The organism is Novosphingobium sp. ZW T3_23, from assembly GCF_044987305.1.
Classification (GTDB): domain Bacteria; phylum Pseudomonadota; class Alphaproteobacteria; order Sphingomonadales; family Sphingomonadaceae; genus Novosphingobium.
The window spans coordinates 121,276-146,492 of record NZ_JBJDRF010000006.1; the positions used below are offsets into that span (position 1 = coordinate 121,276).

Genomic DNA, 25,217 nt, shown 5'->3' on the forward strand with positions numbered 1-25,217 from the left:
ACGAATGTCCGCTTCAGAATGGGAATGCGAGTATGTCCGCCGTTCCTGCGGCGTCGAAGTCCAACTAGCTCACGCGATTTATCATTTAGGCGAGCGGCTGTTCTAGCGGAACCTACCGCTCGCCTAAATGCGATTGCCATTACCTTTGTAACCTCGGAAGGAAAATCGATGTTCGAAGACGGCGAATTATGGCGACAGGTAGATCAGACGCCCGGCGACTAATTTTCGACTAAGTCGGCAATGCCCGCTTCTGCGGTGATCACCATTCCCGCCACTGATGCCGCATCCTGAATGGCGCAGCGGGCAACCTTGGTGGGATCGATGACGCCGGATTGAAACAGGTTTTCGTAGCGCTCCGTCTGGGCATTGAAGCCAATGTTTTCATCGCCGCCCTCAAACAGCCGCCCGGCAACGAGGCTGCCGTCGTGTCCGGCGTTTTCCGCGATCTGGCGGACCGGAGCCTGCAAGGCGCGTTGCACGATCTCGATGCCCCGGGTCTGGTCGTCGTTCGCGCCCTTCACCCCGGCCAGCACCTTGGAGGCATAGAGCAGTGCGGTGCCGCCGCCCGGCACGACCCCTTCCTCGACGGCGGCACGCGTCGCGAAGAGGGCGTCGTCGACCCGGTCCTTGCGCTCCCTCACTTCGACTTCGCTGGAGCCGCCGACCCTGATGATGGCGACGCCACCAGTGAGTTTGGCCAGGCGCTCCTGAAGCTTCTCCCGGTCGTATTCGCTGGCGGTGTTTTCTATCCGCCCCCGGATCGCCTCGATGCGTCCCTTGATCGCATCGGCGGTGCCGGCGCCGTCCACGATGGTGGTGGTATCCTTGTCGATCATCACCTTTTTGGCCGTGCCCAGCATGGAGAGCGTGATGTTCTCAAGCTTGATCCCGAGATCTGCTGAGACGACTTCGCTGCCCGTTAGGACCGCGATATCCTCAAGCATGTCCTTGCGGCGATCACCGAAGCCCGGTGCCTTTACCGCGGCAACATTCAGGCTACCGCGCAGCTTGTTGACGACTAGCGTCGCCAAAGTCTCGCCCTCGACGTCCTCGGCGATAACGAGCAGCGGCCGACCGGACTGGACGACGGCTTCGAGCAAGGGAAGGATCGGGGCAAGCGCTCCCAGCTTCTTCTCAAACAGCAAAATATGCGGATCGGCCAGTTCAACCGTCAGTTTCGCGGGGTTGGTGACGAAATAGGGCGAAAGGTAGCCGCGGTCGAACTGCATGCCCTCGACGACATCGAGCTCGAATTCGACGCCGGAACCTTCCTCGACCGCAATGATGCCTTCCCTGCCGACTTTTTCCATAGCTTCGGCGATCTTGCGGCCGATTATTTCATCTCCGTTGGCCGAAATGGTACCGACCTGCCCGACCTCGTCCGTTCCCGCCACAGGCTGTGACCGGGCCTTGAGTTCGGCGACCACTGCCTTGACCGCAATGTCGATGCCGCGCTTCAGGTCGATCGGATTGGACTGCGCAGCGACCGATTTCATGCCCGCGCGGACGATCGCCTGCGCGAGCACGGTGGCCGTGGTCGTCCCATCCCCCGCGTGATCGTTGGTCCGCGATGCCACGGTACGCATAAGTTGTGCGCCCATGTTCTCGAACTTGTCGACGAGGTCGACTTCCTTGGCGACGGTGACGCCGTCCTTGGTGATACGCGGCGCGCCGTAGCTTTTGTCCAGCAGCACGTTGCGGCCCTTGGGGCCAAGCGTCACTTTCACAGCATTGGCGAGAGTATCAACGCCTCGGCTGAGAGATTCACGAATATCGCGCGAAAATCGTACATCTTTGGCGGCCATGGTCGTTATCCTTATAGGTGGAGATGTCGACTTCACCGGGAAGCGCCGGCCCGCTGACAACTCAGCCCAGAATGCCGAGCCCGTCGCTTTCCTTCATGATAATGGGGTCTTCCCCGCCCACCGGTGGCGGACCACTTGCCGAGCAAGATGCGGCACCTGCCTTGACGTCAAGCGCAGTAATCGTCCCGTCTTCCCCTCTGGTGCCCGAACCAACGGACACGATCTCGCCTCCCTGCGGCTTTTCACGGGCATTGTCAGGAACGATGATGCCGACGGCCCTCCTCTTGGGGGCTTTTAGCCGGCGTACGAGAACGCGGTCGTGCAAAGGGCGGAATGTCATGATCGAGCGATCCTGTCGCTGGGCCGCGACTAGGCGTCGCTTTCACAAGAGAGGCCAGCGCCGCGCGTTGCGATCTGGCAGTCACGATGAAAGAGTGCCATTTGTTTGTATATGGGCAGGGCGGATTTCAAATCAAGTATGGCATTCGCTCTGCCGAAGCTCAGAGCGACCATACTGCGAATGAGATCAGCAATTTCGGACGATTAGGCGCATTTGTCGTCACGACGGACGCTGATCAGGTTCTTGTGGCGCGTGCCGACCGGCCTGAAGGGGCTCGTCATCCGATCATCTCCTACTCCGCCGGAGCGCTCGAGGACGCTGGAACGGAGGAGGCCATCCGTGCTCAGACCGTTAGACTGCTGGAGGGCGGCCGAGACCCGTTCAAGACACGCGAGAAGCGATACGCATTCCCAGCGTGACCTTTATGGCGCTCGATCGGCGGTTCCTGTCAGATTCCGCCGTTCGTGCCACCAAGGAGGAACGGCGCTACTTGGTCGATAGTGTTGAAAAACTCAGCCTTTCAGTAGTCGCAAAGTCCTGATTCACTGGTCCTGTCGTTGGGAGACAGGCTGATGATGGGTGCTCGAACGGTGACGCAGGAGGCGCTGTTTTACAGCTTCAGCCTAGAGGGCCATGTGCCGCAAAGTCACCTGCTGCGGGCCGTTGACCGCTTTGTGGACCTGAGCGGTATCCGGGAGAAGCTGCGGCCATTCTATAGTGAGACGGGCCGCCCTTCGATCGATCCCGAACTCATGATCCGGATGCTGCTGATTGGCTATTGCCTGTGGATCCGGTCAGAACGGCGCCTCTGCGAGGAAGTGCATCTCAATCTGGCCTATCGCTGGTTTTGCCGGCTCGGCCTTGACGGAGCGGTGCCGGATCATTCGACGTTCTCCAAGAACCGCCACGGCCGCTTTCGGGATAGCGATCTGTTGCGGGATCTTTTCGAGATGACGGTCACGCGCTGTATCGAGGAGGGATTGGTCGGTGGCGAGGGCTTTGCCGTCGACGCCAGCCTGATCAAGGCCGACGCGAACCGCCAGCGAGGTGTGCCCGGCGAGGAAGGCTTGCCCCCGGTCATCGGCCACCATGCAGCCCGAGAGTATCTGGAGGTGCTCGATGCGGCAGCGTTCGGCGCGGCATCGCCTGTCGCGCCCAAATATCTGTCACCTGCCGATCCTGCAGCGCGCTGGACAAGCGCTCATGGCGGACAAGCCTTCTTCGCTTACAGCACCAATTATCTCATCGATTTGGAAAACGCCGTAATTGTTGATGTTGAAGCCACCACGGCCATTCGCCCCGCCGAGGTGACGGCGCACCGAACGATGATCGATAGGACGCAGAAACGCTTTGGCATTTGGCCACAGCGCCTGGCCGCCGATACTGGTTATGGCGATGCCGCCAATATCGCTTGGCTTGTCCATGAGCGCGGCATCGAACCGCATATTCCCATTTTCAATCATGCGGGCCGCCGGACTGGAAGCTACCAACGCGCTGAGTTCCGCTACGACCATCAAAATGATCTTTATGTATGTCCCGGCGGCAAAGAGTTGTTCCCGCGCCGCAAGAACTATGTGATCCCACCGCCTGACGTCGATCAGGACGGGTTCATCCGCTACCGCGCCAGTAAACATGACTGCGATGCCTGCGCTCTCAAGCCGCAATGCTGCCCAGGTCAGCCCAACCGAAAAGTGATCCGATCAATCCACGAGGGGGCACGGGATCTGGCAAGAGATTTGTCCAAAACCGACGCCTATGTCACCTCCCGCCGCGAGCGGAAAAAGGTTGAGATGCTGTTCGCCCACCTCAAACGCATCCTCAAGCTCGACCGCTTGCGCCTGCGAGGACCAAATGGTGCAAAAGACGAGTTCCTCCTGGCAGCCACAGCCCAAAACCTTCGTAAGCTGGCAAAGCTCGTACCGATCCATCCAGAAACCAGCCCTGCCTGACGCGGTCGCCCGGCCTCACTTCAATATCAGCGAACGACAATCCCGGACTTCTTCAACACTATCGGTCGACAGGTGCCCATGGCACCTGATCAGTCTCGCAAGCGCTGAACCTGTGTATCACTCCAGTCGAGCGTCCGGCCATCAGCACTGCGCAATATCAGCGGAGCGACAGGCAAAGCGTCGCGGGTGTCTACGAGAACAGAACGGGCTTCGTCGGCGTCATAGAGTTCTCCCTCACCCCATTGCCGAAGCGCTGCGATCACCAGGTGGAGCGCCCGGCCTCTCGGAGTGAGGATATAATCTTTGTATGCACTCCCGTCGGAAGCGGGGGCTTGGGTCATGATGCCGCGCTCGATCAACGCCCGGAGACGGGTCGCCAGCATCCCCTTAGCGATGCCAAGACTGGATTGGAACGCGCTGAACCGGCGGACGCCCTCCAAGGCATCGCGGATGATGAGCAGCGACCACCAATCTCCGATGACGTCCAGCGCGCGGGCTACGGGGCATGGAGCATGCGACAGGCTGACACGCTTTACCAAGAGGAAGGTCCTTCGGATGTGGTTCGGATTACGAACTGGATAAGGATCTTAATCTGGTCTTGATATAGGACCATGACAATCGCTGAAAGACTTACTGGCGCCGAAAGGTCGCCCATACTCGCTAGCGGGACGACCACCGCCATGACGATTGCAGCCGGCCTTGCGGTGGCCAATGTCTATGTCGCGCATCCGCTTCTCGATCTGATCGGCAAGAGTCTTGAATTTGATTCCGCCGAGATCGGATTCGCGGTTACCGTGGCGCAGATCGGCTATGCCCTCGGCCTTATCCTTTTAGTCCCGCTCAGCGACGTCATCGATCGACGGCGATTGATCGTGGGGCAGAGCGCGCTGTCCGCCGCAGCTCTTATGGCCGTCGCATTCGCGTCGACAGCAGGCGTGCTGCTGGCATCCCTTGCGGTAGTCGGAGCGCTGGCCGTCACGGTTCAGACGCTGGTGGCCTATGCTGGCGCGCTCGCACCTCTGCGGGAACGCGGCATGGTTGTTGGCAAGGTCACCGCCGGGGTCGTCGTGGGGATATTGGCTGCACGGGTAATCTCTGGCAGCGTCGGCGACCTGCTCGGCTGGCGCGCGGTCTATCTGCTGGCGGCTGCGGCGAGTGCGATCTCGGCGTTGGCGCTGGCACGGATGCTGCCTCAGGATGCCAGGCAGCCCGGAAGCCGGACTTATGGCAAAATACTACGATCGCTGCCGCGCGTGTTTATCGGCGACGGGCTATTGCGGATGCGCGCCGCGTTCGCCTTCGTCATCTTCGCTGCCTTCAGCACATTCTGGACCGCCCTGGTTCTGCCGCTGACGGCTCCTGGGTTCGGATTGTCGCACACGCAGGTCGGCCTATTCGGACTGGTCGGCATAGTCGGCGCAATCGGCGCCCGTAGCGCCGGCCGCCTTGCCGATCTGGGTCATGCACGGAGCGTAACGGGAGCCTCGCTTCTGCTGCTCTGCCTGTCCTGGGGCATCATCGCCCTACTGCCCCTATCCCTATGGTGGCTCGCCGCCGGCATCGTGCTGCTCGATCTGGCGATTCAAGCCGTTCATGTCTCCAGCCAAACACTCATCGTCGATCGCCATCCCGATGCAGCCGGTCGCGCGATCGCCGGGTACATGGTGCTCTATTCTCTCGGTAGCGCGTCAGGCGCGGCCATAGCGCCTCTCATGTACAGCCTCTGGGGTTGGAACGGTGTATGCGTGATCGGTGGCATCATCAGCGCCACTGGTTTCTTGCTATGGATTGCGAGCGACAGGTTTCAGGATTAGCAGACGTCGGCGGATTGGTCCTGGAACGACTGAACCTGGTCGGCACGAGCCGCACAGCAAGTCCTGCGCGTCCTCGCCGGCGAGCGTTCTGCAGATGGTCAATGTGGCCATAGGATGCGGATTCCGACGATCTCGCGCAGGCATTCCGATTTGATGCCGCGCAGCGTTCCGATCTGATCGCGCGCAGTTGAAGCGCCTGATCGTTGGTCGTGGCAACGATTTCGCTGCTCGGCACGCTGAAGCTAGTGACAAATCAGCTGAGGTCGCCATTCCCGCAACCTACATCGAGGATCCGCATACCGGCATCGATCCCAATGTTGCCAAAGAAGCGAGAACTCGGCGTTGGTAGGATTGGACGGCGGGGTATCAGCGTTACGAGAAAGTTGGAGCGCTTTATCTTCGATTAATTCCACGGAGGCTTTCTGAATCCGAACCGGATTGGCCGCTCGGCGACAAACAGGCTGTTCCTTGCATTTTGATCAGGACAACTGCTGTTGCATGATGTTGGCGGCGTTGTAGCAATGGAAGGATACGACCTTTCCATCTTTCATGCGGAAAACGTCGCAACAAGGAACGTCGATCCGCTTGCCGGTCGCTGGAACCGGGCCAGTCGGCGTCATTAGCGTGCCCTGATGAGTGCCGCGGATGGCCAATTCGACTACGATAAGATTCTCCGCCGCGCTGATGCTGAAGATCTCGCGGTGAATGTCGGGAAAGGCATCCGCCATGCCGCTTGCGACCAGCGCGATATCCTGCCCGCGAAAGTCCATCTGCGCCGGGACATTGCGAACGTAGCCGTCACCCGAGAAGCACCTGAGAAAGCTGGCAAGGTCGAGTCTGTCCCCCTCGGCCGCAGCGTAGAGGTCTTTGATGGTCTGTACATCGTCTGTCATGAGAAGGCTTTCCAACGGGTTTTTCCGCGCCGCCGTCCCTGAAGACAGCGACCATACCTTCCAGATAGACATAGGATTACCCAAAAGGTAGAACCTACCAAAAGGTAAGTTAAGATTGGCGCATGGATTTTATGGACGAGACCTGCGGACTGGACGTTTCGCTGAAGGTAATCGGCGGGAAATGGAAGCCCCTGATCCTCTATCACGTTCAAGACGGGCCGACCCGGTTCTCGCAAGTGAGGCAGCGCATCGGCGGGATCAGCGAAAAGGTCTTGATCCAACAATTGCGCGAGCTGGTGGCCATGAACGTCCTGATCCGCCGCGACCACCAGCGCGTGCCGCCCATGGTCGATTATGCGTTGACCCCGTTCGGCCGAACGCTGGTCAAGGCTTTGCTGCCACTCTGCGAGTGGGGCACGCAGAACCGTACGCACGTAATAGAAACATTAGCTAAGCCGCGGGAACCGGGACCGAATTGACCGACGGATCGTCTCGCGAAATTTTAGGGAAATGTCGGACCTACTCTTGAGAAAAGGGGCCGGAACAAGATTCGATGGCGTTGGTCAGCTTGAGTGTGCCAAGAAACCTTCTGCCATCATTGTAAAGGCCTCGATCGCTCTGGGAAGGGCAAGGTGCGGCTGCGCGCTGGCCGCCACCCACAGGGCAGCATTGAACGCCGCACCGCTCAGAAGCCGTGAGGCAGCCTCGATGTCGACCGGCTTCATGACACCTTCGGCGATCAACTTCGCCACCGCTTGCTGCGTGATGCTCAGGCAGGCATTCTGACTTGGCCACCCCGATGGGTCGCCCAAAACGGCCGGTCCGTCCAGAAGGACGATTCGCTGGACCTCCGGGTCCAGTGCCATCTCGATATAAGCCGCCCCTTCCGCCAGCAGCGCATCCCAATCATTCGAGGCTTTGGCTCCAGCCTGCTGCGCGCGCGCAGCCATCTCTCCGTCAACCTGAGCGACCACGGCGCCTAGCAGCCCCTTCTTGTCACCGAAGCTATGATAAAGCGCGCCCCGGGTGAGGCCGACCGCTGCGGTTAGATCGTCCATCGATGCACTGGCGAAACCGAATGCTGCAAACGCCTTGCGCGCCGCGCCGATCAGCTTGGCGCGGTTTTCTTCCATCGTTTCGGCACGCCGCTTCATCGCCATGGTAAGTCCTTTCATATACGTTGCGTATGTCAATTTGACACGGCTAGTCGTTTGTGGTTTAACATACGCGGCGTATGCAAAGTGCCGCTGCATGGTTGAAATGTCCAGCTACGCGATCGGGTACTTCTGCTATTTTCCAGAAAGGATGATTACATGGCCTCACGCGACGCCGTTTTTCCTGCCGCTCCGCACGCTCTCTACGAAGCGCATGGCTACTCCGCCGCCGTACGATCGGACAATCTCCTGTTTGTTTCCGGGCAAGTCGGCAGCCGCGGGGACGGCTCTCCAGAGCCGGATTTCGAAGCTCAGGTTCGACTTGCGTTCGCCAATCTGGAAGCCATCCTCCTCGCCGCCGGCTGCAGCTTCGACGACATCGTAGACGTCACGAGCTTTCACACCGACCCCGAAAGCCAGTTCGGCACTGTCATGGCGGTAAAGCGCGAGATTTTTCAGTCCGCGCCGTATCCCTCCTGGACAGCGGTAGGGGTCAACTGGCTGGCCGGCTTCGATTTCGAGATCAAGGTGATCGTCCGCATCCCGGAGGGACTTAAACGGTAAACCCACAGGAGCAAACGAGGGGTAGCGTGCCGGGTCGGCCGCTACTCCGAAGCACAAACCGGTGCCGCTAGTTATTGAAGCTCATGATCGAGCCTCGGCCCCGGTCGGGCATCGTTGCCGCTTGCAGGTTCTCGTTAAACGGAACAGCGGATTTTGGGGAAAGCAGACGTTTGCGCATTGCATCTGAACGGCGGAACTTGGTCGCCACCTGCCGGGATACCGGACCTTCCGCACCCGGGGATCAGGATTTGACCCCTGAGCGGCCGGAAAGGGTCGTTTCTCGCGCAGCACGACAGGGGCGCAGAAATCGCGCCGTCGCGTGCAGCCGTTCTGCGACATCAATAGCCTAACCTTGCACAGGGGAACTGCGCATAACAGCTATTTTGCGGAGGTTGCGCGCCGATAGGCCGAGGGCGTCATCTGGACGCTCTTGCGGAAGCTGGCGCTGAACGCCGAGGGCGTTTCGTATCCTACCTCGAGCGCGATCGCGATGATCGGCAAGTCGGTGCGGGCAAGCAGATCTCGGGCGCGGTTCATGCGCGGGAATGTCAGCCATTCGTGAGGAGTCATGCCGGTCGCCAGCCTGAACGAGGTGGCGAAATGGAAGCGGCTCAGCTCGACCAGTCCCGACAGTTCCTCGAGGCTGATCGCGCGGTCGAGATTGCCGCGCGCGATACCGAGCTGCGCTGGCATGGGCCGAGGATGTGACCAATCTCAGCGAAACCCACGCTTCGGACGAAGCCTACGCGGCGGCGGCGGAAGCCTTCGAGTCTAAGGATTTGGTCGACCTGACGCTGGTGATCGCCGCGATGAACGCGTTCAACCGGCTCGGCGCGCCGTTCCGCCTGCCGGTTGCCGCGAGGCCTTGATCCCGATGAACTGTTCCGGCCTGCTCTTCGACCGGTAGCGAAGGGATGCAGCGCCGGGGAAGGGCGATGATGGAAGCGTGCGGCGCGCTTCCATCATCCTCGATCGATCGAGAAGGCCTTCGAGAAGAATGTCATGAAGGCGCGCACACGATGGGAATAGCGAATGTCGGGATGGGTCAGGAGCCATAGCTCGTCGCTAAGGCTTTTCTCCACTTCCCCCACCTGCGACACGCCTTCGAGCCGATCTCCCAGCATGCAGGGAAGATAGCCCAGCCCGATGCCTTCCCTGACGGCGGAAGCGACGCCCAGCACGGTGTCGGACCGATAGACGATCTGCTGCGGCGCTGTTCGTTGCGCCAGGAAGGCCGCTGCCTTCAAACCGGCGAGCGAACCGGCATAGGAAACCCATGCGTGATCATGGAGGGATGCGCCGACATCCTGATCGATGCGTCCAAACGGTGCCCATTCGATCTGGGCGATCTTCCGGCCAACGAGGTTTTCCGGAGGGTTGCAGGTCGCCCGCAAGGCGACGTCGCATTCGCCCCTCGCGAGGTTCAGGGCTCCATTGCCGGCGATCACCTCGATCTGGATGCCAGGATGCTGCGCGCGGAAATCCCGGATGACCGGCATTGCCGCCTGGAGCAGAGAGTCGCTGGTTGCGAGGCGGATCAGCCCGGAACCGGTCTCGGTTTCCTCCGAGAGCTGATGCCCCAGGCTGGTAAGATCAAGCTCGATCCGCCCTGCAAGCTTGATAACCAGTTCGCCTGCCGCCGTGGGGACGTAGCCGCTGCGCCTGCGATCGAACAGCGGCGTGCCGATGGCTTCCTCCACCTGAGCAAGTCGCCTGACGATCGTGGAATTGTTCACCCCCATCAGCCGCGCCGCTTCCGAGGGCATGCACGTCTCCGCGATGGAGCGGACGACACGCAGATCGTCCCATGAAAGCTTCTCGCTTAACTTGCTCATGGCTCCTGCACTTCATCAATCTGCACCGACGGTTTTTGAAGCCGGGTGCAGAAGGGAAGGCAAGCTACACTTCCGTGTAGGAGACAGGCCTTCTTTCCGGATCACGCCCGAATGAAGGAGAGCAGGTCGGCATTGATGACATCGGCGTTGACGGTCAGCATGCCGTGCGAGAAACCTTCGTAGATATTGAGCGTCGCATTTGGCAGGATTTCGACCAGAACCCTGCCGTTTCCGACAGGAACGATCTGATCGTCGTCTCCGTGAAGAACGAGGGTCGGCACGGTCATCTCTGCCAGATCGGTCGTCTGGTCCGTTTCCGAGAAAGCCTTGATGCCCTCGCACTGAGCCTTGGCGCTGCCCATCATGCCCTGACGATGCCAGTTGTCGATGACCGCCGGCAGGATTCGCGCGCCTGCGCGGTTGAAGCCGTAGAACGGGCCGGACGCCAGGCAGTGAAACAACTCGGCTCGATTGCCCGCGAGGCCAGAACGCAGCCCATCCAACACGTCGATCGGCAGGCCGCCCGGATATCGATCGCTCCTGGCCAAGAGCGGCAGCGCGGTGCTGACCAGCACGGCCTTTACGACACGGTCGAGCGGGATGCCGTAGCGGGCCACATAGGCAGCCACCTCGCTGCCGCCTGCGGCATGGCCGATGTGGACGGCGCCGCGCAGCTCGAGGTGATCCATCACCGCTGCGGCGTCGGCCGCGTAGCGGTTCATGTCATGATGGTCGGGAACCTGCGCGGAGCGACCATGCCCCCGACGATCATGGGCCACGACCCTGTATCCTGCATTCAGGAAGAACAGCATCTGGGCATCCCATTCGTCCGACGAGAGCGGCCAACCGTGATGGAACACGATGGGCCGCGCGTCTTTCGGCCCCCAATCCTTGTAGAAGATCTCAACGCCGTCGCTGGTCGTGACGAATGCCACAGGATCAATCCTTCGAGGAAGACGGGGCGATTTGGGTCGTCAGTGCCGAACCGAGCTTCGCCCCGCCACGAATTCAGGCTTCGAGCTGTGCCCGGAACGCGATCTCGATGAGCTGCGTCGGGAATGCAAGGCGGGAAACGCCGATGATATTGCTCGCGCACATCGGTTTGTCGGTCCCATAAGCCTCGCTACGAACACCCTTCGCCACTGCGAACGCGGCATCGACGTCGAGGACGAAGAGCGTTTCCTCCACGACGTTGTCGAACGTCGCACCGAAGCTTTCGAGCACCTTCTTCGCATTCGCGTAAGTGGTTTCCATCTGAAGCTTCATCATGGAAAAATCGGCCGGCTTGCCGTCCTGATCGAGTTCCGCAGGGCCGACAATCTGTCCAGCAACATCATGGCTAAGTTGACCCGAAACAAAAATGCTGTTTCCCACCTTGATGCCTTGGGGATAGCCATAGGCGTCTTCCCAAGGAACGCCATGATAAAATGCTTTTTTCGAAAGAGTATTATTATTGCTCATCGCTATTGACCTTTATTATGACTTCATTGTGTTCTGTTGAACGATTTCTATCGAGAGGGTCGTTAGCGAGCAAACAGCATTTCTGCGCAATTGATCGGGCGTTTTTGCACACATGCACGTTTGGCTTGGAACGTTTCGACCTTAGGACGGGCTCAGATCAACGGCTAGGCACGCATGCGTCCAAACACGAGTTGGTCAATCTCCATTGATTGAAGAGGCAGGTTGCGCCAATTGCAGTCGTTCAGTTGGGGGGCCGCCGAACGACGTGAGTCGGGTCGCGACCTGCCGGAACGGGACCGTTCGCACCTTGGCATCGAGATTCCGCGTCTGAACGTCAACAATGGGTCGTCCCCCTCTGAAGCGTTCTACCTATGGCGGTGAGGGCCACAGGAGATGTGTCATGGGATTATCAGAGTTTGATCCCGCCGCTCGAGAGCGGGTATCTTGGAACGCCGACGCAAGGTCGGAGCAAAGCGAGCGCTCAGGCCCCGTCAGATACGGGCAATTCGCTTCTTTCTCGACCAGGTCCTTTTTGACCTCGCCATCGACAGCAAGCTTCGCGGATGCGATCTGGTGAAGATCAGAATAAGTGATATCGTTTGCGATCGGAAAATTCGAACACGGGCGACGGTCGTACAGCAGAAGACCGGCAGGCCGGTTCAGTTCGAACTGATGAGCCAGCCTACTCAAATGGCTCGAACTCCGAGGTGGATCCTTGGAGGACTTTGCTTTCCCTAGCCGCACCGATCACACAGCTCACATAAGCACCCGCCAATATGCTCGCCTTTTCGCCGAATGGGTTACCGTTATCGGCTTGCCCGGCGAAGATTACGGCACTCACTCTTTGCGCCGAACCAAGGCATCGATCATCTACAAGGCGACTGGAAATCTCCGTGCCGTCCAGATTTTCCTTGGACACACGAAGATTGAAAGCACGGCAGGTACCTCGGCGTAGACGTGAAGGATGCGTTGACGCTCGCAGAAGGCACTAAAATCTGAGAAGGACTGGCTCCTTGCCGTTGCAAGGAGCCAGACCTTAAAGCGTGATGGCCTTGCGCCCGTCAATGACCTTCAGCAAACTTTTGCCATTGTCGGACGCCATCTGTCCGGTTTCCTTGCCGACCCAATCAACACGGCTGAAATGGGTGGACACCTACTGAAATTCCCGACCGTTAGCAGTCAGTCGGGCACTTTCTCAATTTCCCCCCATTCGAGTGTATACGAACGGTTGGGTTCGCGAGCCAAGTGTAAGTCGCCATACCTCGCTCACAAGCCAACACTCACTAGCAACGAGCAAGTGTCCCTGTCCAAAGTTTCGATTTCATCGAAAACTGGGGTCGATTTTATGCGACTTTTTTGGACAGAATTTTCACGGCAAGAGCTTTCAACAGGCCGGATCGGCCAGCAACAAGAGGAACCTACAAATGACTCTCACCGCCACGGCTACCCCCGGCAAAACGCTGATCTCGCCTGACAATCATGCCCTTGTCCTGATTGACTTCCAGTCGCAGATGGCTTTCGCCACCAAGTCGATCTCCGCCGAGCTGCTGCGCAACAACGCCGCCCTGATCTCGCGCGGCGCCAAGTCGTTCAACGTTCCCACGATCCTCACCACGGTTGCCGAGAAAAGCTTCTCCGGCCCGATGTTCGACGAGATCACCGACGCCTTCCCGGGCCAGGAACTGCTCGACCGCACCAGCATGAACACCTGGGAAGACGAAGCCGTGATCTGTGAGATCAATCGCATCGCCAAGCCGCGTATCGTATTCGCCGGGCTCTGGACCTCGGTCTGCATCGTCGGTCCGGTCGCTTCCGCCATCGACCAGGGCTTCGAGGCCTACGTCATCACCGACGCCTGCGGCGACATCTCGACCGAAGCGCATGAGCGCGCCGTGGAGCGCATGATCCAGCTGGGCGCCGTGCCGATTACCTCGCTCCAGTACCTGCTCGAACTCCAGCGCGACTGGGCTCGCACCGAAACTTACGACAGCACCACCGGGATCGCGAAGGTCTGGGGCGGCGCTTACGGCCTCGGGATCAAGTACGCCAAGACCATGTTCGGCGCCTCGGAAGGCGGTCACTGATCTGAAGCTCGGGACCGGGAAGCCGCATCACCCAACCGGCCCTCACCACAGGCTTTCCGGTTCCATCCTTCCTGACCATCACCCCCGACCTGCTCGCCTTCGTGCAGGCTTGACCAAACGTCCGAGGAGCCCTCCGATGAAAGCCTACCTTCTCTCGATTGCCGCCGGGTTGCTGGTGGGCGTGGTCTACTCTCTCCTCGGCGTCCGTTCGCCGGCGCCGCCGATGATTGCCCTGCTCGGGCTGCTCGGCATTCTGCTCGGCGAACAGATCGTGCCGCTGGCGAAGAAGATCTGGGCGCACGAGGAAGTCGCCCAGTTCGTCCAGACAGATTGCCGCAAGCATGTCCTCGGCCGCCTGCCGGGCGACAAGTTCCCCTGCCGCGCCGCCGATCACAAGGCTGAAGCGTGATCACCCGCCGCCAGACGCTTGCCGGAGCGGCCGCCACCTCGCTGCTGCCCTCGCTTTTCACCCAAACTGCCCGTTCCAAGGAAGCCGCCATGACCGACACCATCATCGTCAACGCCAAGATCACCACGCTCGACCGCGAGAACCCGCAGGCCGAAGCCGTGGCGATCCGCGACGGCAAGTTCCTGACGGTGGGCAGCGAAGCCGAAGTGCGCGCCGCAGCGCCCGAGGCCAACGTGATCGATGCAAAGGGCCATCGCCTGATCCCCGGCCTGATCGACAGCCACATGCACATCATCCGCGGCGGGCTGAACTTCAACATGGAACTGCGCTGGGACGGCGTGACCTCGCTTTCCGAAGCGATGGCGATGCTGAAGAAGCAGGTCGACAACACTCCCGCCCCGCAGTGGGTGCGCGTGGTCGGCGGCTTCACCGAGCACCAGTTCGCCGAGAAGCGCCTGCCGACCATCCAGGAACTGAACGCGGTCGCCCCCGACACGCCGGTGTTCATCCTCCACCTCTACGACCGCGCCCTGCTCAATGCCGCCGCGCTGCGCGTGGTGGGCTATACCAAGGACACCCCAAACCCGCCGGGCGGCGAGATCGTCCGCGATGCGCAGGGTAATCCCACCGGCCTGCTGCTGGCGCATCCCAACGCCACGATCCTCTATTCCACGCTGGCCAAGGGGCCGAAGCTGCCGCCCGAATACCAGCTCAATTCCACCCGCCACTTCATGCGCGAAGTCAACGCGCTGGGCGTGACCGGCGTGATCGACGCGGGCGGCGGGGCGCAGAACTATCCCGACGACTACGAGATCATCGAGAAGCTGCACGCCGACGACCAGCTGACGTTACGCATCAGCTACAACCTGTTCACCCAGAAGCCCAAGGAGGAACTGGCCGATTTCCAGGGCTGGGCCAAGCAGGTCAAGCCCGGCCAGGGCGACGATACCTACCGCCACAACGGCGCGGGCGAGATGCTCGTCTATTCCGCCGCCGATTTCGAGGATTTCCGCCAGCCCCGCCCCGACATGGCGCCCGAGATGGAAGGCGACCTGGAACCCGTCATCCGCCTGCTCGCCGAGAACCGCTGGCCCTGGCGCCTCCACGCCACTTACGACGAGACCATCGGCCGTGCGCTGGACGTCTACGAGAAGGTCAACCGCGACATTCCGCTCGAAGGCATCAACTGGTTCTTCGACCATGCCGAGACGATCAGCGACCGCAACATAGACCGCATCGCCGCGCTGGGCGGCGGCATCGCCGTGCAGCACCGCATGGCCTACCAGGGCGAATATTTCGTGGAACGCTACGGCGCCAAGGCGGCCGAGCGCACCCCGCCGATCGCCCGCATGATCGCTGCCGGCATTCCGGTGGGCGGCGGCACCGACGCCACCCGCGTCGCCAGCTACAATCCCTGGGTCTCGCTCTCCTGGCTCGTCACCGGACGGACCGTGGGCGGCCTCTCGCTCTATCGCGGCGACAACCGCGTCAGCCGCGAGAAGGCGCTGCGCATGTGGACTCACGAGAACACCTGGTTCTCCTCCGAAGTGGGCAAGAAGGGCCAGATCAAGGCCGGTCAGCTGGCCGACCTCGCGCTGCTCTCCGACGACTACTTCAGCGTGCCCGACAACGAGATCGTCCATATCCGTTCGATCCTGACCCTGCTGGGCGGCAAGGTGGTCCATGGCGACGGCGATTTCCGGCCGCTCGCGCCCGAACTGCCGCGCGCCATGCCGGACTGGTCGCCGGTCGCGACGTTCGGCGGCTATTACCAGACGCCGGAAGCCAGGGAAAAGCTGGCATCGGCCTGCGGCTGCGCCAGCGGCTGCGGCGTCCACGGCCACGATCACGCCGCCGCGCTGGGCGCCAATGTCCCGGCCGCCGATGTCCAGACCTTCTGGGGCGCACTCGGCTGCGGCTGCTGGGCCGTATGATCCCATGCGGCCCCTCCGAGTGAGGAGGGGCCGCACCACCATCTTTTCCATAACCTAGAACATTTCGAACGATATTATTCGGATCGATCACCGTTCGCCCGCGTCCTACACCGTTCCCGGAAAAGCCCACTCCCGCTCATCGCTGCGAGTTTGGTCCTGTCCGAGACGACGATGAAACTCGTCCCCGCGCAATGCCCCCAGGAGACCTTCGATGAAGCGCTTTGCCTTCCTCTTCGCCGCCGCCGTGGTCGCGACCAGCCCGATCGCCGTTCCCGCTATCGCCGCCCCCACGACCGACTACGCGGTCGGCGCGCAGTATGACACCACCCACGTCTACGTCCCGCAGGACCAGTTCGACACTTTCGTCGCCAGCTTCGTCGCCACTTTCGGCGGCACCACCAGCAAGCAGGGCGAGTTCCAGGTGACGCCGACCAAGAGCCTGACCAAGTCGCAGCTGGTGCTGACGCCTGCGGGCACGGTCTCGGTGTTCGGCTTCAAGACGCCGATCCCTGTCCCCTTCGGCGACGAGCGCACCGGCTATCTCGTCACCGATCTCGACGCCGCCGTGAAGTCTGCCCGGAGCCACGGCGCCGTGCGCCGTCTTGAAACCTTCCCCGATCCGATTGGCCGGGATTCGGTGATCCAGTGGCCAGGCGGCGTGAACATGCAGCTCTACTGGCACACCGCCAAGCCGAGCTACGCGCCGCTTCAGGCGGTACCGGAAAACCGTGTCTACCTGACCGCCGATGCCGCCGACAGCTTCCTCAAGGGCTGGACCGGCTTCGCCCACGCCAAGGTCATTGCCGACGACAAGGCGGCTGACGGCTCCGAGATCGGCGAGCCCGGAAAGACGATTCGCCGCGTCGCGCTCACCAGCGGCTACGGCAAGATGGTGGTCTACGTCTCGGACGGCCAGCTGCCTTGGCCCTATGGTCGCGACATGACTGGTTATGCCGTCAGCGACCTGTCCGCAACGCTCACCAAGGCGTCGGCGGCAGGCGTGGAAACCCTGGTTGCTCCTTACACGACGGGCAAGCGACAGACCGTCATCGTCCGCTTCCCGGGCGGCTACATCGCCGAAATCCACTCCGACAAGGTAGGCTGAGCCATGCCCAGCACCGGTACGCCCACATTCGTCGCATCGGTGCTGGATTTCGCGCCGACACGCTTCTTCGCCCGGCTCCTGCTGGTCGGCGCCTATCTGGTCGGCGGGCTCACCAAGCTCACCGACTGGCCGGGCGCGGTGGCGGAACAGGTCCACTTCGGCCTGACCCCGCCGGCGCTCTGGGCCGGACTGACCATCGCGGTCGAACTGGTCGGCCCGCTGCTGGTCCTCTCGGGCCGTCTCGTCTGGCTGGGCGCGGGCATGCTGGGGGTGTTCACCTTCTTCGCCGCGCTGGTCGCCAATGCCTTCTGGGCCATGCCCGCCGGACCGGAGCGCTTCGCCGCCACCAACGCCTTCTTCGAACATATGGGCCTCGTCGGCGGCTTCGTGCTGGTCGCGATCCTGGCGCGCAAGGAGACGAACGGTGCGTAATTTCGTCGTCCCGGACTTGATCCGGGACCGCTGGCCGAGTCGCGCCCCGCTCGCGAGCACGCGCCTAAAGACAGACAGCGGTCTCGGATCAAGTCCGGGACGACGGCTCATCGCGCTCTCGCTCTTCCTCGCCGCCGCACTGCCCTCCGTCGCCCACGCCAACCCCACCGAAGCCTGGCAGGCCCCGACCCTCTCGATCACCCGCTACGACGAGGACTGGTCGGACCTTGCCGATGCCGAAAAGCGCGACCACCACTGGACCGGCCCGTTCAAGTACATCCCGCTCGGCGACGACGCCTGGCTCTCCACCGGCATCGAACTGCGCGCCCGCAACGAGAACCTGGAGAACAACCTCTGGGGCGCCGCCGAGGCGCCAGACGACAGCTATCTCTGGCTGCGCGCCCTGCCTTATGCCGATCTCCATCTGGGCAGGCTGCGGGCCTTCGTCCAACCCATCGCCTCGACCTCGATCGGCGTCGCCCCCGCGCCCGGCCCGGTGGACGGCAGCGGTCTCGACCTGCTGCAAGGCTTCGCCGAGGCCGACCTCGGGCCGGTGACGCTGCGGGCCGGGCGGCAGATGCTCTCGCTCGGCACCGAGCGACTGATCGGCACCCGCTACGGCCCCAACGTGCCGCTCGCCTTCGACGGTCTGCGCGCCGAGGTGAAGCTGGGCGCGGCAACCGTCAGCCTGCTGGCCGTCAAGCCCGTGCAGGCCCGCAAGGGAGATTTCAACGATCGCACATCGCCCGACAAGGCGCTGTGGGGCGCCTATGCCGCCATGCCGAACCTCGACCTCTACTACCTCGGCTATCGCAACGAGGCCGCCCACTGGGGCACCCGCGAAGGCACCGAAACCCGCCACAGCTTGGGCGCGCGCTGGCACGGCAAACGCGACGACTGGCGCTGGAACGTCGAGGGCGTCTACCAGTTCGGCCGCTTTGCGGATGGCCCGATCTCGGCCTGGACGCTGGGCACCGAACTCGGCCGCGCCTTCCCCGACGCGCCGCTGGCGCCCAACCTCACGATGCGCGTCAACGTCGTCAGCGGCGACCGCAACCGCAATGATGGGCGCCTAGGCACGTTCAACGCTCTGTTCCCCAAGGGCAAGTACTTCGGCGAACTCTCGCCGGTCGGCCCCTACAACATCGTCAACGCCTACTCCTCGCTCGGCCTGCAACTGGCACCCGATGTCTCGGCCAGCCTCGCCGCCATGGCCTATTGGCGCACTTCGCGCGAGGACGGCATCTACGACATCCCGGGAAACCTGATCCGCGACGCCGGAGACAGCCGCGCCCGGTTCGTCGGCAAGGAAGTAGAAGCCACGCTGGCCTGGCAGGCAACGCCCGAACTCGAACTCTCCGCCTCGCTTTCCGCCTTCGCGCCGGGCACCTTCATCAAGCAGACCGGCACCGCCAGCACCATCCGCATGCTCGGCCTGGAAAGCAACTTCCGGTTCTGAACTTTTTCCAGATCATCGACTGATCCGTCAGACATCGTCTAACGACCTGGCGCGACTTCGCTCGGTCGATCATCCCCGCTATTCAGGAGATCACTCATGTCTATCACATTGCCGAAGTCCAGGCTGCTGCCCTGCCTGTTGCTTTCGCTGTCCGCAACGACCGGACTTGTCGACGCTGCATCGGTGCTTGGCCTCGGCAAGGTCTTTACCGCCAACATGACCGGCAATGTGGTATTCCTGGGTTTTGCGGCAGCGGGAGCACCAGGCTTCAAGGTAGTGCCATCAGTGCTGGCGCTCGCCGCCTTCATGGTCGGCGCCTGGGGCGCCGGTCACCTTGCCCGCGCCCATGTCGAACGTCCGCTGGGGCGTTGGCTGATGTGGGCCGCCGCGATCGAGACGGGATTGCTGTGGATCGCTGCACTGATCGCACTTGAGATCGATGTCGTCGCACAAGCGCCCACGACGGGCGTAATGAGCGTGATCGCGCTCACCGGCTTCGCCATGGGCCTGCGCAACGCGACCGTGCGGCAACTCAAGGTGCCCGATCTGACGACCACGGTGCTCACTCTGACCATCACCGGCATCGCCGCCGACCAGGTTGCGGGGCGTTCGCCCAACTTCCTGCGCCGCTTCGGTGCAGTGCTCTCTATCTTCGCAGGCGCGGCGGTAGGTGCGCTACTGCTCATTCACGGTGGACTTGCTCTGCCGTTGGCGCTGGCCGGAGCCGTCGTGCTGGGCGCGACAGTAGCCTTCCTGCGCGATCCCGCCGCAGCCGTACCGCACAAAGCCTGAGGGGATATACGAAGGTTTGCTTGTGGCCTGCGTAGCGACATGCAATGCGCGGGCCATGCGTCCTGACCGAGCTTTCGCTCGCCCCATCGTCCGTAATATCTCACGGCTTCTGGTTCTCGCCGGAGCAGCCATCGGCGCGCCCGCGTCGCTGGCGTCCCCGGCGACCGAGATCCCCGGCTACTCCAGCCGTCATTGGTCGCTGGCCGATGGCGCTCCGCCGGATATCCGCGCCATTGCGCGCACCCGCGACGGCTTCCTGTGGCTCGGTTCGGGCGATGGTCTCTATCGGTTCGACGGACTGAACTTCCAGCGCGTCGACCCGGAGGACTTCGACAATTTCCGCGCGCGGCAGATCACGGCGCTGGCTGCTGCGCCCGATGGCAGCCTTTGGGTGGGCTATGCCTTCGGCGGCATCGCCAGGCTGAAGGACGGCAAGCTGCGCGGCGCCAACCCGGAGAAGCCGCGCGGGCGCGTGACGGATATCGTGGCCGCCCCGGATGGTACCGTCTGGGTGGGGGCGTGGAGCGGCTTCGGATCGCAGCTGCGCCATCTGGTGAAGGGCAAGTGGGACGTGCTGGATGTCGATGGGCCGCTGGTGCGCCTCTATCGCCAGAACGACGGCACTATCTGGATTGCCTCCAACCCGGACCTGCTGCGGCTGCGTCCAGGCAGCCGCACGTTCGAGAAGGTGCCGGGTCTGATGAACCTCGGCTCTGCCTTCCTGGAGGGGCCCGCCGGCAGGATGTGGTTTTTCTCGAGCGATGGCCTGCAACAGCTGACTCCGCGCGGGTTCGTGCCGACGCAGGTGTCCTTCGGGGAGCCTCAGGGCGGAGGAGAAGGCATCCGCGACCTGCTGTTCGATGCCGACGATCTGCTTTGGGTGGCAGGCAATGCCTCCGGACTGGCGACAGTTCCGCGCAACGCCCTGTCGATGGACCGGGCCGAAACCTATCCGGTGCAGATTTCCACGCTCCTTCGCGATGCCGAAGGAACGATCTGGGGAGGGGCTCCTGATGGCCTGCACCGCTTCGTGCGTACGCCGGTGGTGCGTTATGCCGCGATCAAGGGCGTCCGCACCGGTATCGCCTCGGGGCCGGATGGCTCGATCTACATCGGCGGGGACGAGGGGCTGTATCGAATCGTCGATGGCAAGGCGCAGCTCATTCTCCGGTCCAGCCTGGTGTCGGAAGTCTGCTCGGTTGCGGGTGAGGGCGCTTATGTCCTGACCTACAAGAACGAGTATCTCGTGCGCGGCTCGTCCCTGACGCGGATCATTGGGCCGCTGGAGCATGAGCGGCAGTTCGGCCAGGGATGCACTTCCGATCAGCAGGGCCATTTGTGGCAAGCGGTTTCCGCAGGCGGGATCTATCGGCTTCACGGCAAGCGCTGGGTCAAGGACGAGAGCCTTCCCGCTGCAACTGCCTTCGTCGCAACCGGGAACGGTACCTTCATCGTCAACCAGCCATTGCGCTTGCTGGCACGGGTGCATGATGGCGAAACAACGCCGATCTGGCCTGAGGGCAGCAAGGACGGCGTCGGCTTCGTGCGCATGCTCAAGCAGTTGGACGGCGAAACCTGGATCGGCGGTGAAGCTGGCCTCGCCCGTTACGACGGCCGCCGCGTCCGGCAGTTGAGTGCGCGGACTTACCCATGGCTTACGGGCGTGATGGGTATCGTTCGGGTGGGAGGGCACTATTGGATAATCTCCGCAGGTGGCATCATCCGCGTCGCCGTAAGCGACCTCGACGCCGCTTTCGCCAGACCCGGCATACCCGTTCCTCGTGCCAACTACGGGCAGAGCGGGGTGATCCGGGCGCGCACCGAGTCCTACTCCGCCAACGATGCTGCCGTAGATGCACAAGGGCGGCTGTGGTTCGTCACCAGCACCGGCGTGGTGCAAGTCGATCCTTCGCGCATCGCGCCGCGCAAACCGGACATGCCAATCCGCATGACCGGGCTGCAAGTGGACGGGATGCCCTATGCTTTGGACGGCGCGCGGCTGCCGGCCGGGACCACCCGCGTCAGTTTGTCTTACGTCGGACTTGGTCTCTCGCATGCGGAGGGCAACCGCTATCGCTACCGGCTGGATGGGGTCGACGAAAACTGGGTCGATGCGGAAAGCCGTCGCCGTGTGGATTACGCAGGGCTTGGCCCCGGCACCTACCGCTTCCACGTCACCGCCGCGACCGACGACGGACCGTGGGCAAAGCGAGAGACAAGCGTGACTTTCGTGATCGCACCGCATTTCTGGCAGACGACATGGTTTCGGCTTGCGATTCTGGCAGGTGCAGCGCTCGGCCTTTATGCGCTGTTCCGCTGGCGCCTCCGACTGGCGATGCAAGCAACGCGGGATCGCATCGAGGAGCGCGTCGCGGAGCGCGAACGCATCGCCCAGGATCTTCACGACACGCTGCTACAGGGCTTCCAGGGCCTGATGCTGCGCTTCCAGACGGTGCTCCACCTGACGACGCCGGGCACCCCTGCCCATACCGCGATCGGGGAAGCGCTGGATCGCGCCGACGACGTCCTTCTGCATGGTCGCGAGCGAGTACGGGGCCTGCGCGAAGACGCCGAACCCAAGTGCATCGCCGAAACCCTGCGCGCCTGTGCTCATAGAGTGGTCGGCAATGCGCTGAACTGGGAACTTCGCGTCGATGGACCGGAGCGGCTTGTAGGCGCTCCGGTTGCAGAGGAAGTCGAACTGGCAGTGGGTGAAGCGCTGGCGAATGCGGTCAAGCATGCACAGGCAACCAACATTCGTGTAGAAATCCACCATAGCCGCGATCGCCTGTCCCTGCGCATCGTCGACGACGGCACCGGCCTGCCCGAAGAGGTGAGGGTTGCGGGCGGTCGCGAAGGGCATTTCGGGCTCACCGGAATGCGTGAGCGGATCGAACGGTTGGGCGGCACCTTCGGGATCGCCAACGCTGCCGGTCGGGGGACGTCGATCCGACTGAGCCTCCCGGCGAAAATCGCCTATCGCTAGGATAAGGTTCCTAGAGTTCGATCAGTCCGTTACGTACGGCGATGGCTACGGCATGCGTGCGGTCCATCGCCCCCAACCGTGCGAAGATCGCTTTCATGTACCCTTTCACGGTCTCTTCCGAGAGGGACAGCCGCGCCGCGATCTGCTTGTTCGAATTGCCGGAAGCGGCCAGTTCCAGCACGTCGCTTTCCCGTGCGGTAAGGCGCTTGGCTTCGCGGTCTGCGGCTCCGAACACCTGCCGGTCGAAATGCGTGCCGCCGCGATGGATCGAACGGATCGCATCTAGCAACTCTGTCCGCAGGCTGTTCTTGAGCAGGTAGCCGGAGGCCCCGGCCTTGATCGCCTGCGTCGCCCGGCCATCGCCCGAATAGGTCGTGAGCACCAGGATGCGCGCCTCGGGGAACTCCGCCAGAATGCGCGTCATCGCCTCCACACCGTCGACGTTGGGCATCTGCAGGTCCAGGAGCAGAACGTCGGGACGTTGCTCCCGATAGATGCGGATCGCGGACTCTCCGTCTTCGCCTACCGCGATCAGCTCAAGATCGGGTTGAGTCGCAAAGACTGCGATGATTCCGTCCCGCAACAGCGGGTGATCGTCGACCACGGCGATGCGGATAGGGGTATCAAGGTCGCTCGTTTCCATGGCCTGCGTTTAGTCCGGCAGGGCCTGCGGTGGAAAGCCCCCCGAAAGAGGGGATTGCTGGTTGTGTGCACACTGGATCATTTCCGTCTCCGCCAGCAGGAGTAACGCAATGATCAATACCAGCAGCAAGCCGATGCGAAATTCCGCCGAAGACGGCGCAGTTCAGGGTGCTGTTCTGATCGTCGGCCACGGCGATACGGCCTGTTCGCAGCTGCGCGCCCTCCTGCGTGAGGAGGGATACAAGGCGGAGGCCTTCAGCTGGGCCGAAGCGCTATCGGATGCGCCTTTGCCTGAGGGGCCTTGCTGCATAATCGCCGACGCGCGCACGCGGATCGGCCAGAACGCCACTGGAGGATTCGCTCTGATCGAGCGCCTGAAGAACAGGGGTGAACCGATACCGGTCATTTTCATTGCCGACGACGCCGACGTTCCCTTGTCCGTCCGCGCAATCAAGGCCGGTGCGATCGATTTCCTGCCCCGTCCCTTCGATGAAGGCGATCTGCTGAATGCCATCGAAGACGCCCTGGAATTCGACACGGAACGTCGCCTGATCGCCCGGCACCGACGCGCCATGGTCCAGCGCTACGAAGCCCTTACTCCGCGTGAACGACAAGTCATGGACGGCGTTGTCCGTGGTCTGATGAACAAGCAGATCGCATGGGAACTTGGTATCAGCGAGATCACCGTAAAGCTTCATCGCTCAAGCCTGATGCGCAAGATGGAACTGCGCTCGGTGCCGGATCTGGTTCGCGCGTCGATGTCAATCGACGTAGTGACCACCCTTGTCGGTGGGAAGCACCTTCCTGTCTGCCTCCCAACACTCGAGACCGTATCGCATCGACTATCGTAGGAAAGTCATGAAAGCGGCGCCGCGTGATTATCTTGCCCAGGTTTCGCACCGATAGGCGGTCGGAGTGGTCTGGGTGGTTTTGCGGAAACTGGCGCTAAATGCCGAGGGCGTTTCGTACCCTACCTCAAGGGCGATCGCGATGATCGCCAATTGGGTTTGAGCAAACAGTTCCCGGGCGCGATCCATGCGCAGGGATGTGAGCCATTCGTGCGGTGTCATTCCGGTCGCCAGCCCGCACGAGGTGGCGAAGTGGAAGTGGCTTAGCTAGGTCACATACCCATAAATAGGATTCCCAAATTTGCCGTGATCTGATTCATTCTCGGAGAAGGAGATTGAGATGGCGCGGTTCGATTTGACGGATTTCGAGTGGTCGGTGATCGAACCGCTGTTGCCGACGAAGGTTCGAGGCGTGCCGCGTGTCGATGATCGTCGGGTGCTCAACGGCATTTTCTGGCGGCTGCGGACGGGGGCGCCCTGGGCGGACATCCCGTCAAGATACGGCCCGCATACGACATGCGTGAACCGCTTCAACCGCTGGCGGCGTGCGGGGCATTGGGCTCGGATATTGGAAGCCGTGTCATCGGCTTACGAGGGTGACGTGCAGATGATCGACAGTTCTTCGATCCGGGTTCACCAGCATGGCGCCAATGGCGATAAAAAAGGGGACCCGGTTGCATGGGCCGTTCGCGCGGCGGCCTGACGACCAAG

25 protein-coding genes and 4 pseudogenes are annotated in these 25,217 nt (G+C 62.1%); 18 read left to right on the forward strand and 11 right to left on the reverse strand.

The window, feature by feature from the left end; genetic code table 11:
- Positions 1–218: 218 nt before the first annotated feature.
- Entirely contained in the window at positions 219–1,805 is a 1,587-nt protein-coding gene (groL, locus tag ACI3K3_RS05845) for a chaperonin GroEL (RefSeq protein ID WP_404912670.1), read from the reverse strand.
- 61 nt (positions 1,806–1,866) lie between these two features.
- A pseudogene (locus ACI3K3_RS05850) lies at positions 1,867–2,145 on the reverse strand (co-chaperone GroES).
- An 86-nt stretch (positions 2,146–2,231) separates the two neighbouring features.
- Between ACI3K3_RS05850 and ACI3K3_RS05855 the strand changes: the two are divergent.
- Entirely contained in the window at positions 2,232–2,564 is a 333-nt protein-coding gene (locus tag ACI3K3_RS05855) for a hypothetical protein (protein WP_404912671.1), read from the forward strand.
- A gap of 153 nt (positions 2,565–2,717) precedes the next feature.
- The gene (locus ACI3K3_RS05860) at positions 2,718–4,094 is read left to right on the forward strand and encodes a transposase (protein WP_404912672.1); all 1,377 of its coding nucleotides are present in this window, start codon (positions 2,718–2,720) and stop codon (positions 4,092–4,094) included.
- Positions 4,095–4,183: 89 nt separating this feature from the next.
- Here ACI3K3_RS05860 and ACI3K3_RS05865 read toward each other — a convergent pair whose 3' ends face one another.
- Complete coding sequence (locus ACI3K3_RS05865; RefSeq protein ID WP_404912673.1) at positions 4,184–4,633, reverse strand: winged helix-turn-helix transcriptional regulator; 450 nt, start codon at positions 4,631–4,633, stop codon at positions 4,184–4,186.
- Positions 4,634–4,774: 141 nt separating this feature from the next.
- Between ACI3K3_RS05865 and ACI3K3_RS05870 the strand changes: the two genes are divergently transcribed.
- Positions 4,775–5,908 carry an MFS transporter gene (locus tag ACI3K3_RS05870; RefSeq protein ID WP_404912674.1) on the forward strand — a complete coding sequence of 378 codons (1,134 nt, stop codon included), beginning with the start codon at positions 4,775–4,777 and terminating at the stop codon, positions 5,906–5,908.
- A 187-nt stretch (positions 5,909–6,095) separates the two neighbouring features.
- Positions 6,096–6,257 (forward strand): hypothetical protein, encoded by a 162-nt coding sequence (locus ACI3K3_RS05875; RefSeq protein WP_404912675.1) that lies wholly within the window; start codon positions 6,096–6,098, stop codon positions 6,255–6,257.
- A 130-nt stretch (positions 6,258–6,387) separates the two neighbouring features.
- Here ACI3K3_RS05875 and ACI3K3_RS05880 read toward each other — a convergent pair whose 3' ends face one another.
- A complete protein-coding gene (locus ACI3K3_RS05880; RefSeq protein WP_404912676.1) occupies positions 6,388–6,801 on the reverse strand; it encodes an ester cyclase in 414 nt (137 codons plus the stop codon).
- Positions 6,802–6,923: 122 nt separating this feature from the next.
- On the opposite strand from ACI3K3_RS05880, the gene ACI3K3_RS05885 reads away from it, so the two are divergent.
- The gene (locus ACI3K3_RS05885; RefSeq protein WP_404912677.1) at positions 6,924–7,280 is read left to right on the forward strand and encodes a winged helix-turn-helix transcriptional regulator; all 357 of its coding nucleotides are present in this window, start codon (positions 6,924–6,926) and stop codon (positions 7,278–7,280) included.
- An 84-nt stretch (positions 7,281–7,364) separates the two neighbouring features.
- On the opposite strand, the gene ACI3K3_RS05890 is transcribed toward ACI3K3_RS05885, so the two are convergent.
- Positions 7,365–7,976: a TetR/AcrR family transcriptional regulator gene (locus tag ACI3K3_RS05890; RefSeq protein WP_404912678.1), complete on the reverse strand. Its 612-nt coding sequence runs from the start codon at positions 7,974–7,976 to the stop codon at positions 7,365–7,367.
- Between the two features lie 138 nt (positions 7,977–8,114).
- Here ACI3K3_RS05890 and ACI3K3_RS05895 point away from each other — a divergent pair, with 138 nt between their 5' ends.
- Positions 8,115–8,519 (forward strand): RidA family protein, encoded by a 405-nt coding sequence (locus tag ACI3K3_RS05895; RefSeq protein WP_404912679.1) that lies wholly within the window; start codon positions 8,115–8,117, stop codon positions 8,517–8,519.
- A 378-nt stretch (positions 8,520–8,897) separates the two neighbouring features.
- Here ACI3K3_RS05895 and ACI3K3_RS05900 read toward each other — a convergent pair whose 3' ends face one another.
- Entirely contained in the window at positions 8,898–9,212 is a 315-nt protein-coding gene (locus ACI3K3_RS05900; RefSeq protein WP_404912680.1) for a helix-turn-helix domain-containing protein, read from the reverse strand.
- An 11-nt stretch (positions 9,213–9,223) separates the two neighbouring features.
- Between ACI3K3_RS05900 and ACI3K3_RS05905 the strand changes: the two genes are divergently transcribed.
- Positions 9,224–9,388, forward strand: coding sequence for a hypothetical protein (locus ACI3K3_RS05905; RefSeq protein WP_404912681.1), 165 nt, complete (start codon positions 9,224–9,226; stop codon positions 9,386–9,388).
- 93 nt (positions 9,389–9,481) lie between these two features.
- On the opposite strand, the gene ACI3K3_RS05910 is transcribed toward ACI3K3_RS05905, so the two are convergent.
- The 3 genes from ACI3K3_RS05910 to ACI3K3_RS05920 all read right to left on the reverse strand — a co-directional run bounded on the left by ACI3K3_RS05910 (position 9,482) and on the right by ACI3K3_RS05920 (position 11,815).
- Positions 9,482–10,354, reverse strand: a complete 873-nt coding sequence (locus tag ACI3K3_RS05910) for a LysR family transcriptional regulator (protein WP_404912682.1) — start codon at positions 10,352–10,354, stop codon at positions 9,482–9,484.
- Positions 10,355–10,455: 101 nt separating this feature from the next.
- Positions 10,456–11,289, reverse strand: coding sequence for an alpha/beta fold hydrolase (locus ACI3K3_RS05915; protein ID WP_404912683.1), 834 nt, complete (start codon positions 11,287–11,289; stop codon positions 10,456–10,458).
- Between the two features lie 73 nt (positions 11,290–11,362).
- Positions 11,363–11,815 carry a Rid family hydrolase gene (locus tag ACI3K3_RS05920; RefSeq protein WP_404912685.1) on the reverse strand — a complete coding sequence of 151 codons (453 nt, stop codon included), beginning with the start codon at positions 11,813–11,815 and terminating at the stop codon, positions 11,363–11,365.
- Positions 11,816–12,215: 400 nt separating this feature from the next.
- Here ACI3K3_RS05920 and ACI3K3_RS05925 point away from each other — a divergent pair.
- From ACI3K3_RS05925 to ACI3K3_RS05965, 9 genes and pseudogenes are all read left to right on the forward strand, one after another.
- Positions 12,216–12,814, forward strand: a pseudogene (locus ACI3K3_RS05925) (tyrosine-type recombinase/integrase).
- A gap of 425 nt (positions 12,815–13,239) precedes the next feature.
- Entirely contained in the window at positions 13,240–13,899 is a 660-nt protein-coding gene (locus tag ACI3K3_RS05930) for a hydrolase (protein ID WP_404912686.1), read from the forward strand.
- Between the two features lie 136 nt (positions 13,900–14,035).
- The gene (locus tag ACI3K3_RS05935; RefSeq protein WP_404912687.1) at positions 14,036–14,308 is read left to right on the forward strand and encodes a DUF1427 family protein; all 273 of its coding nucleotides are present in this window, start codon (positions 14,036–14,038) and stop codon (positions 14,306–14,308) included.
- Between the two features lie 89 nt (positions 14,309–14,397).
- Positions 14,398–16,242: an amidohydrolase gene (locus ACI3K3_RS05940; RefSeq protein ID WP_404912700.1), complete on the forward strand. Its 1,845-nt coding sequence runs from the start codon at positions 14,398–14,400 to the stop codon at positions 16,240–16,242.
- Positions 16,243–16,453: 211 nt separating this feature from the next.
- Positions 16,454–17,347: a glyoxalase gene (locus tag ACI3K3_RS05945; RefSeq protein ID WP_404912688.1), complete on the forward strand. Its 894-nt coding sequence runs from the start codon at positions 16,454–16,456 to the stop codon at positions 17,345–17,347.
- Between the two features lie 3 nt (positions 17,348–17,350).
- Positions 17,351–17,779 (forward strand): DoxX family protein, encoded by a 429-nt coding sequence (locus ACI3K3_RS05950; protein WP_404912689.1) that lies wholly within the window; start codon positions 17,351–17,353, stop codon positions 17,777–17,779.
- Between the two features lie 109 nt (positions 17,780–17,888).
- Complete coding sequence (locus ACI3K3_RS05955) at positions 17,889–19,238, forward strand: alginate export family protein (RefSeq protein ID WP_404912701.1); 1,350 nt, start codon at positions 17,889–17,891, stop codon at positions 19,236–19,238.
- A 96-nt stretch (positions 19,239–19,334) separates the two neighbouring features.
- Positions 19,335–20,030: a YoaK family protein gene (locus ACI3K3_RS05960; protein ID WP_404912690.1), complete on the forward strand. Its 696-nt coding sequence runs from the start codon at positions 19,335–19,337 to the stop codon at positions 20,028–20,030.
- 55 nt (positions 20,031–20,085) lie between these two features.
- The gene (locus ACI3K3_RS05965; RefSeq protein ID WP_404912691.1) at positions 20,086–23,016 is read left to right on the forward strand and encodes an ATP-binding protein; all 2,931 of its coding nucleotides are present in this window, start codon (positions 20,086–20,088) and stop codon (positions 23,014–23,016) included.
- Between the two features lie 10 nt (positions 23,017–23,026).
- On the opposite strand, the gene ACI3K3_RS05970 is transcribed toward ACI3K3_RS05965, so the two are convergent.
- Complete coding sequence (locus ACI3K3_RS05970; RefSeq protein WP_404912692.1) at positions 23,027–23,659, reverse strand: response regulator; 633 nt, start codon at positions 23,657–23,659, stop codon at positions 23,027–23,029.
- A gap of 109 nt (positions 23,660–23,768) precedes the next feature.
- Here ACI3K3_RS05970 and ACI3K3_RS05975 point away from each other — a divergent pair, with 109 nt between their 5' ends.
- Positions 23,769–24,509, forward strand: a complete 741-nt coding sequence (locus tag ACI3K3_RS05975; RefSeq protein WP_404912693.1) for a response regulator transcription factor — start codon at positions 23,769–23,771, stop codon at positions 24,507–24,509.
- A 27-nt stretch (positions 24,510–24,536) separates the two neighbouring features.
- Here the strand turns inward: ACI3K3_RS05975 and ACI3K3_RS05980 are convergent.
- Positions 24,537–24,758, reverse strand: a pseudogene (locus ACI3K3_RS05980) (helix-turn-helix domain-containing protein); the annotation flags it as partial.
- 88 nt (positions 24,759–24,846) lie between these two features.
- Here ACI3K3_RS05980 and ACI3K3_RS05985 point away from each other — a divergent pair.
- Positions 24,847–25,217 (forward strand): annotated as a pseudogene (locus tag ACI3K3_RS05985) (IS5 family transposase); the annotation flags it as partial.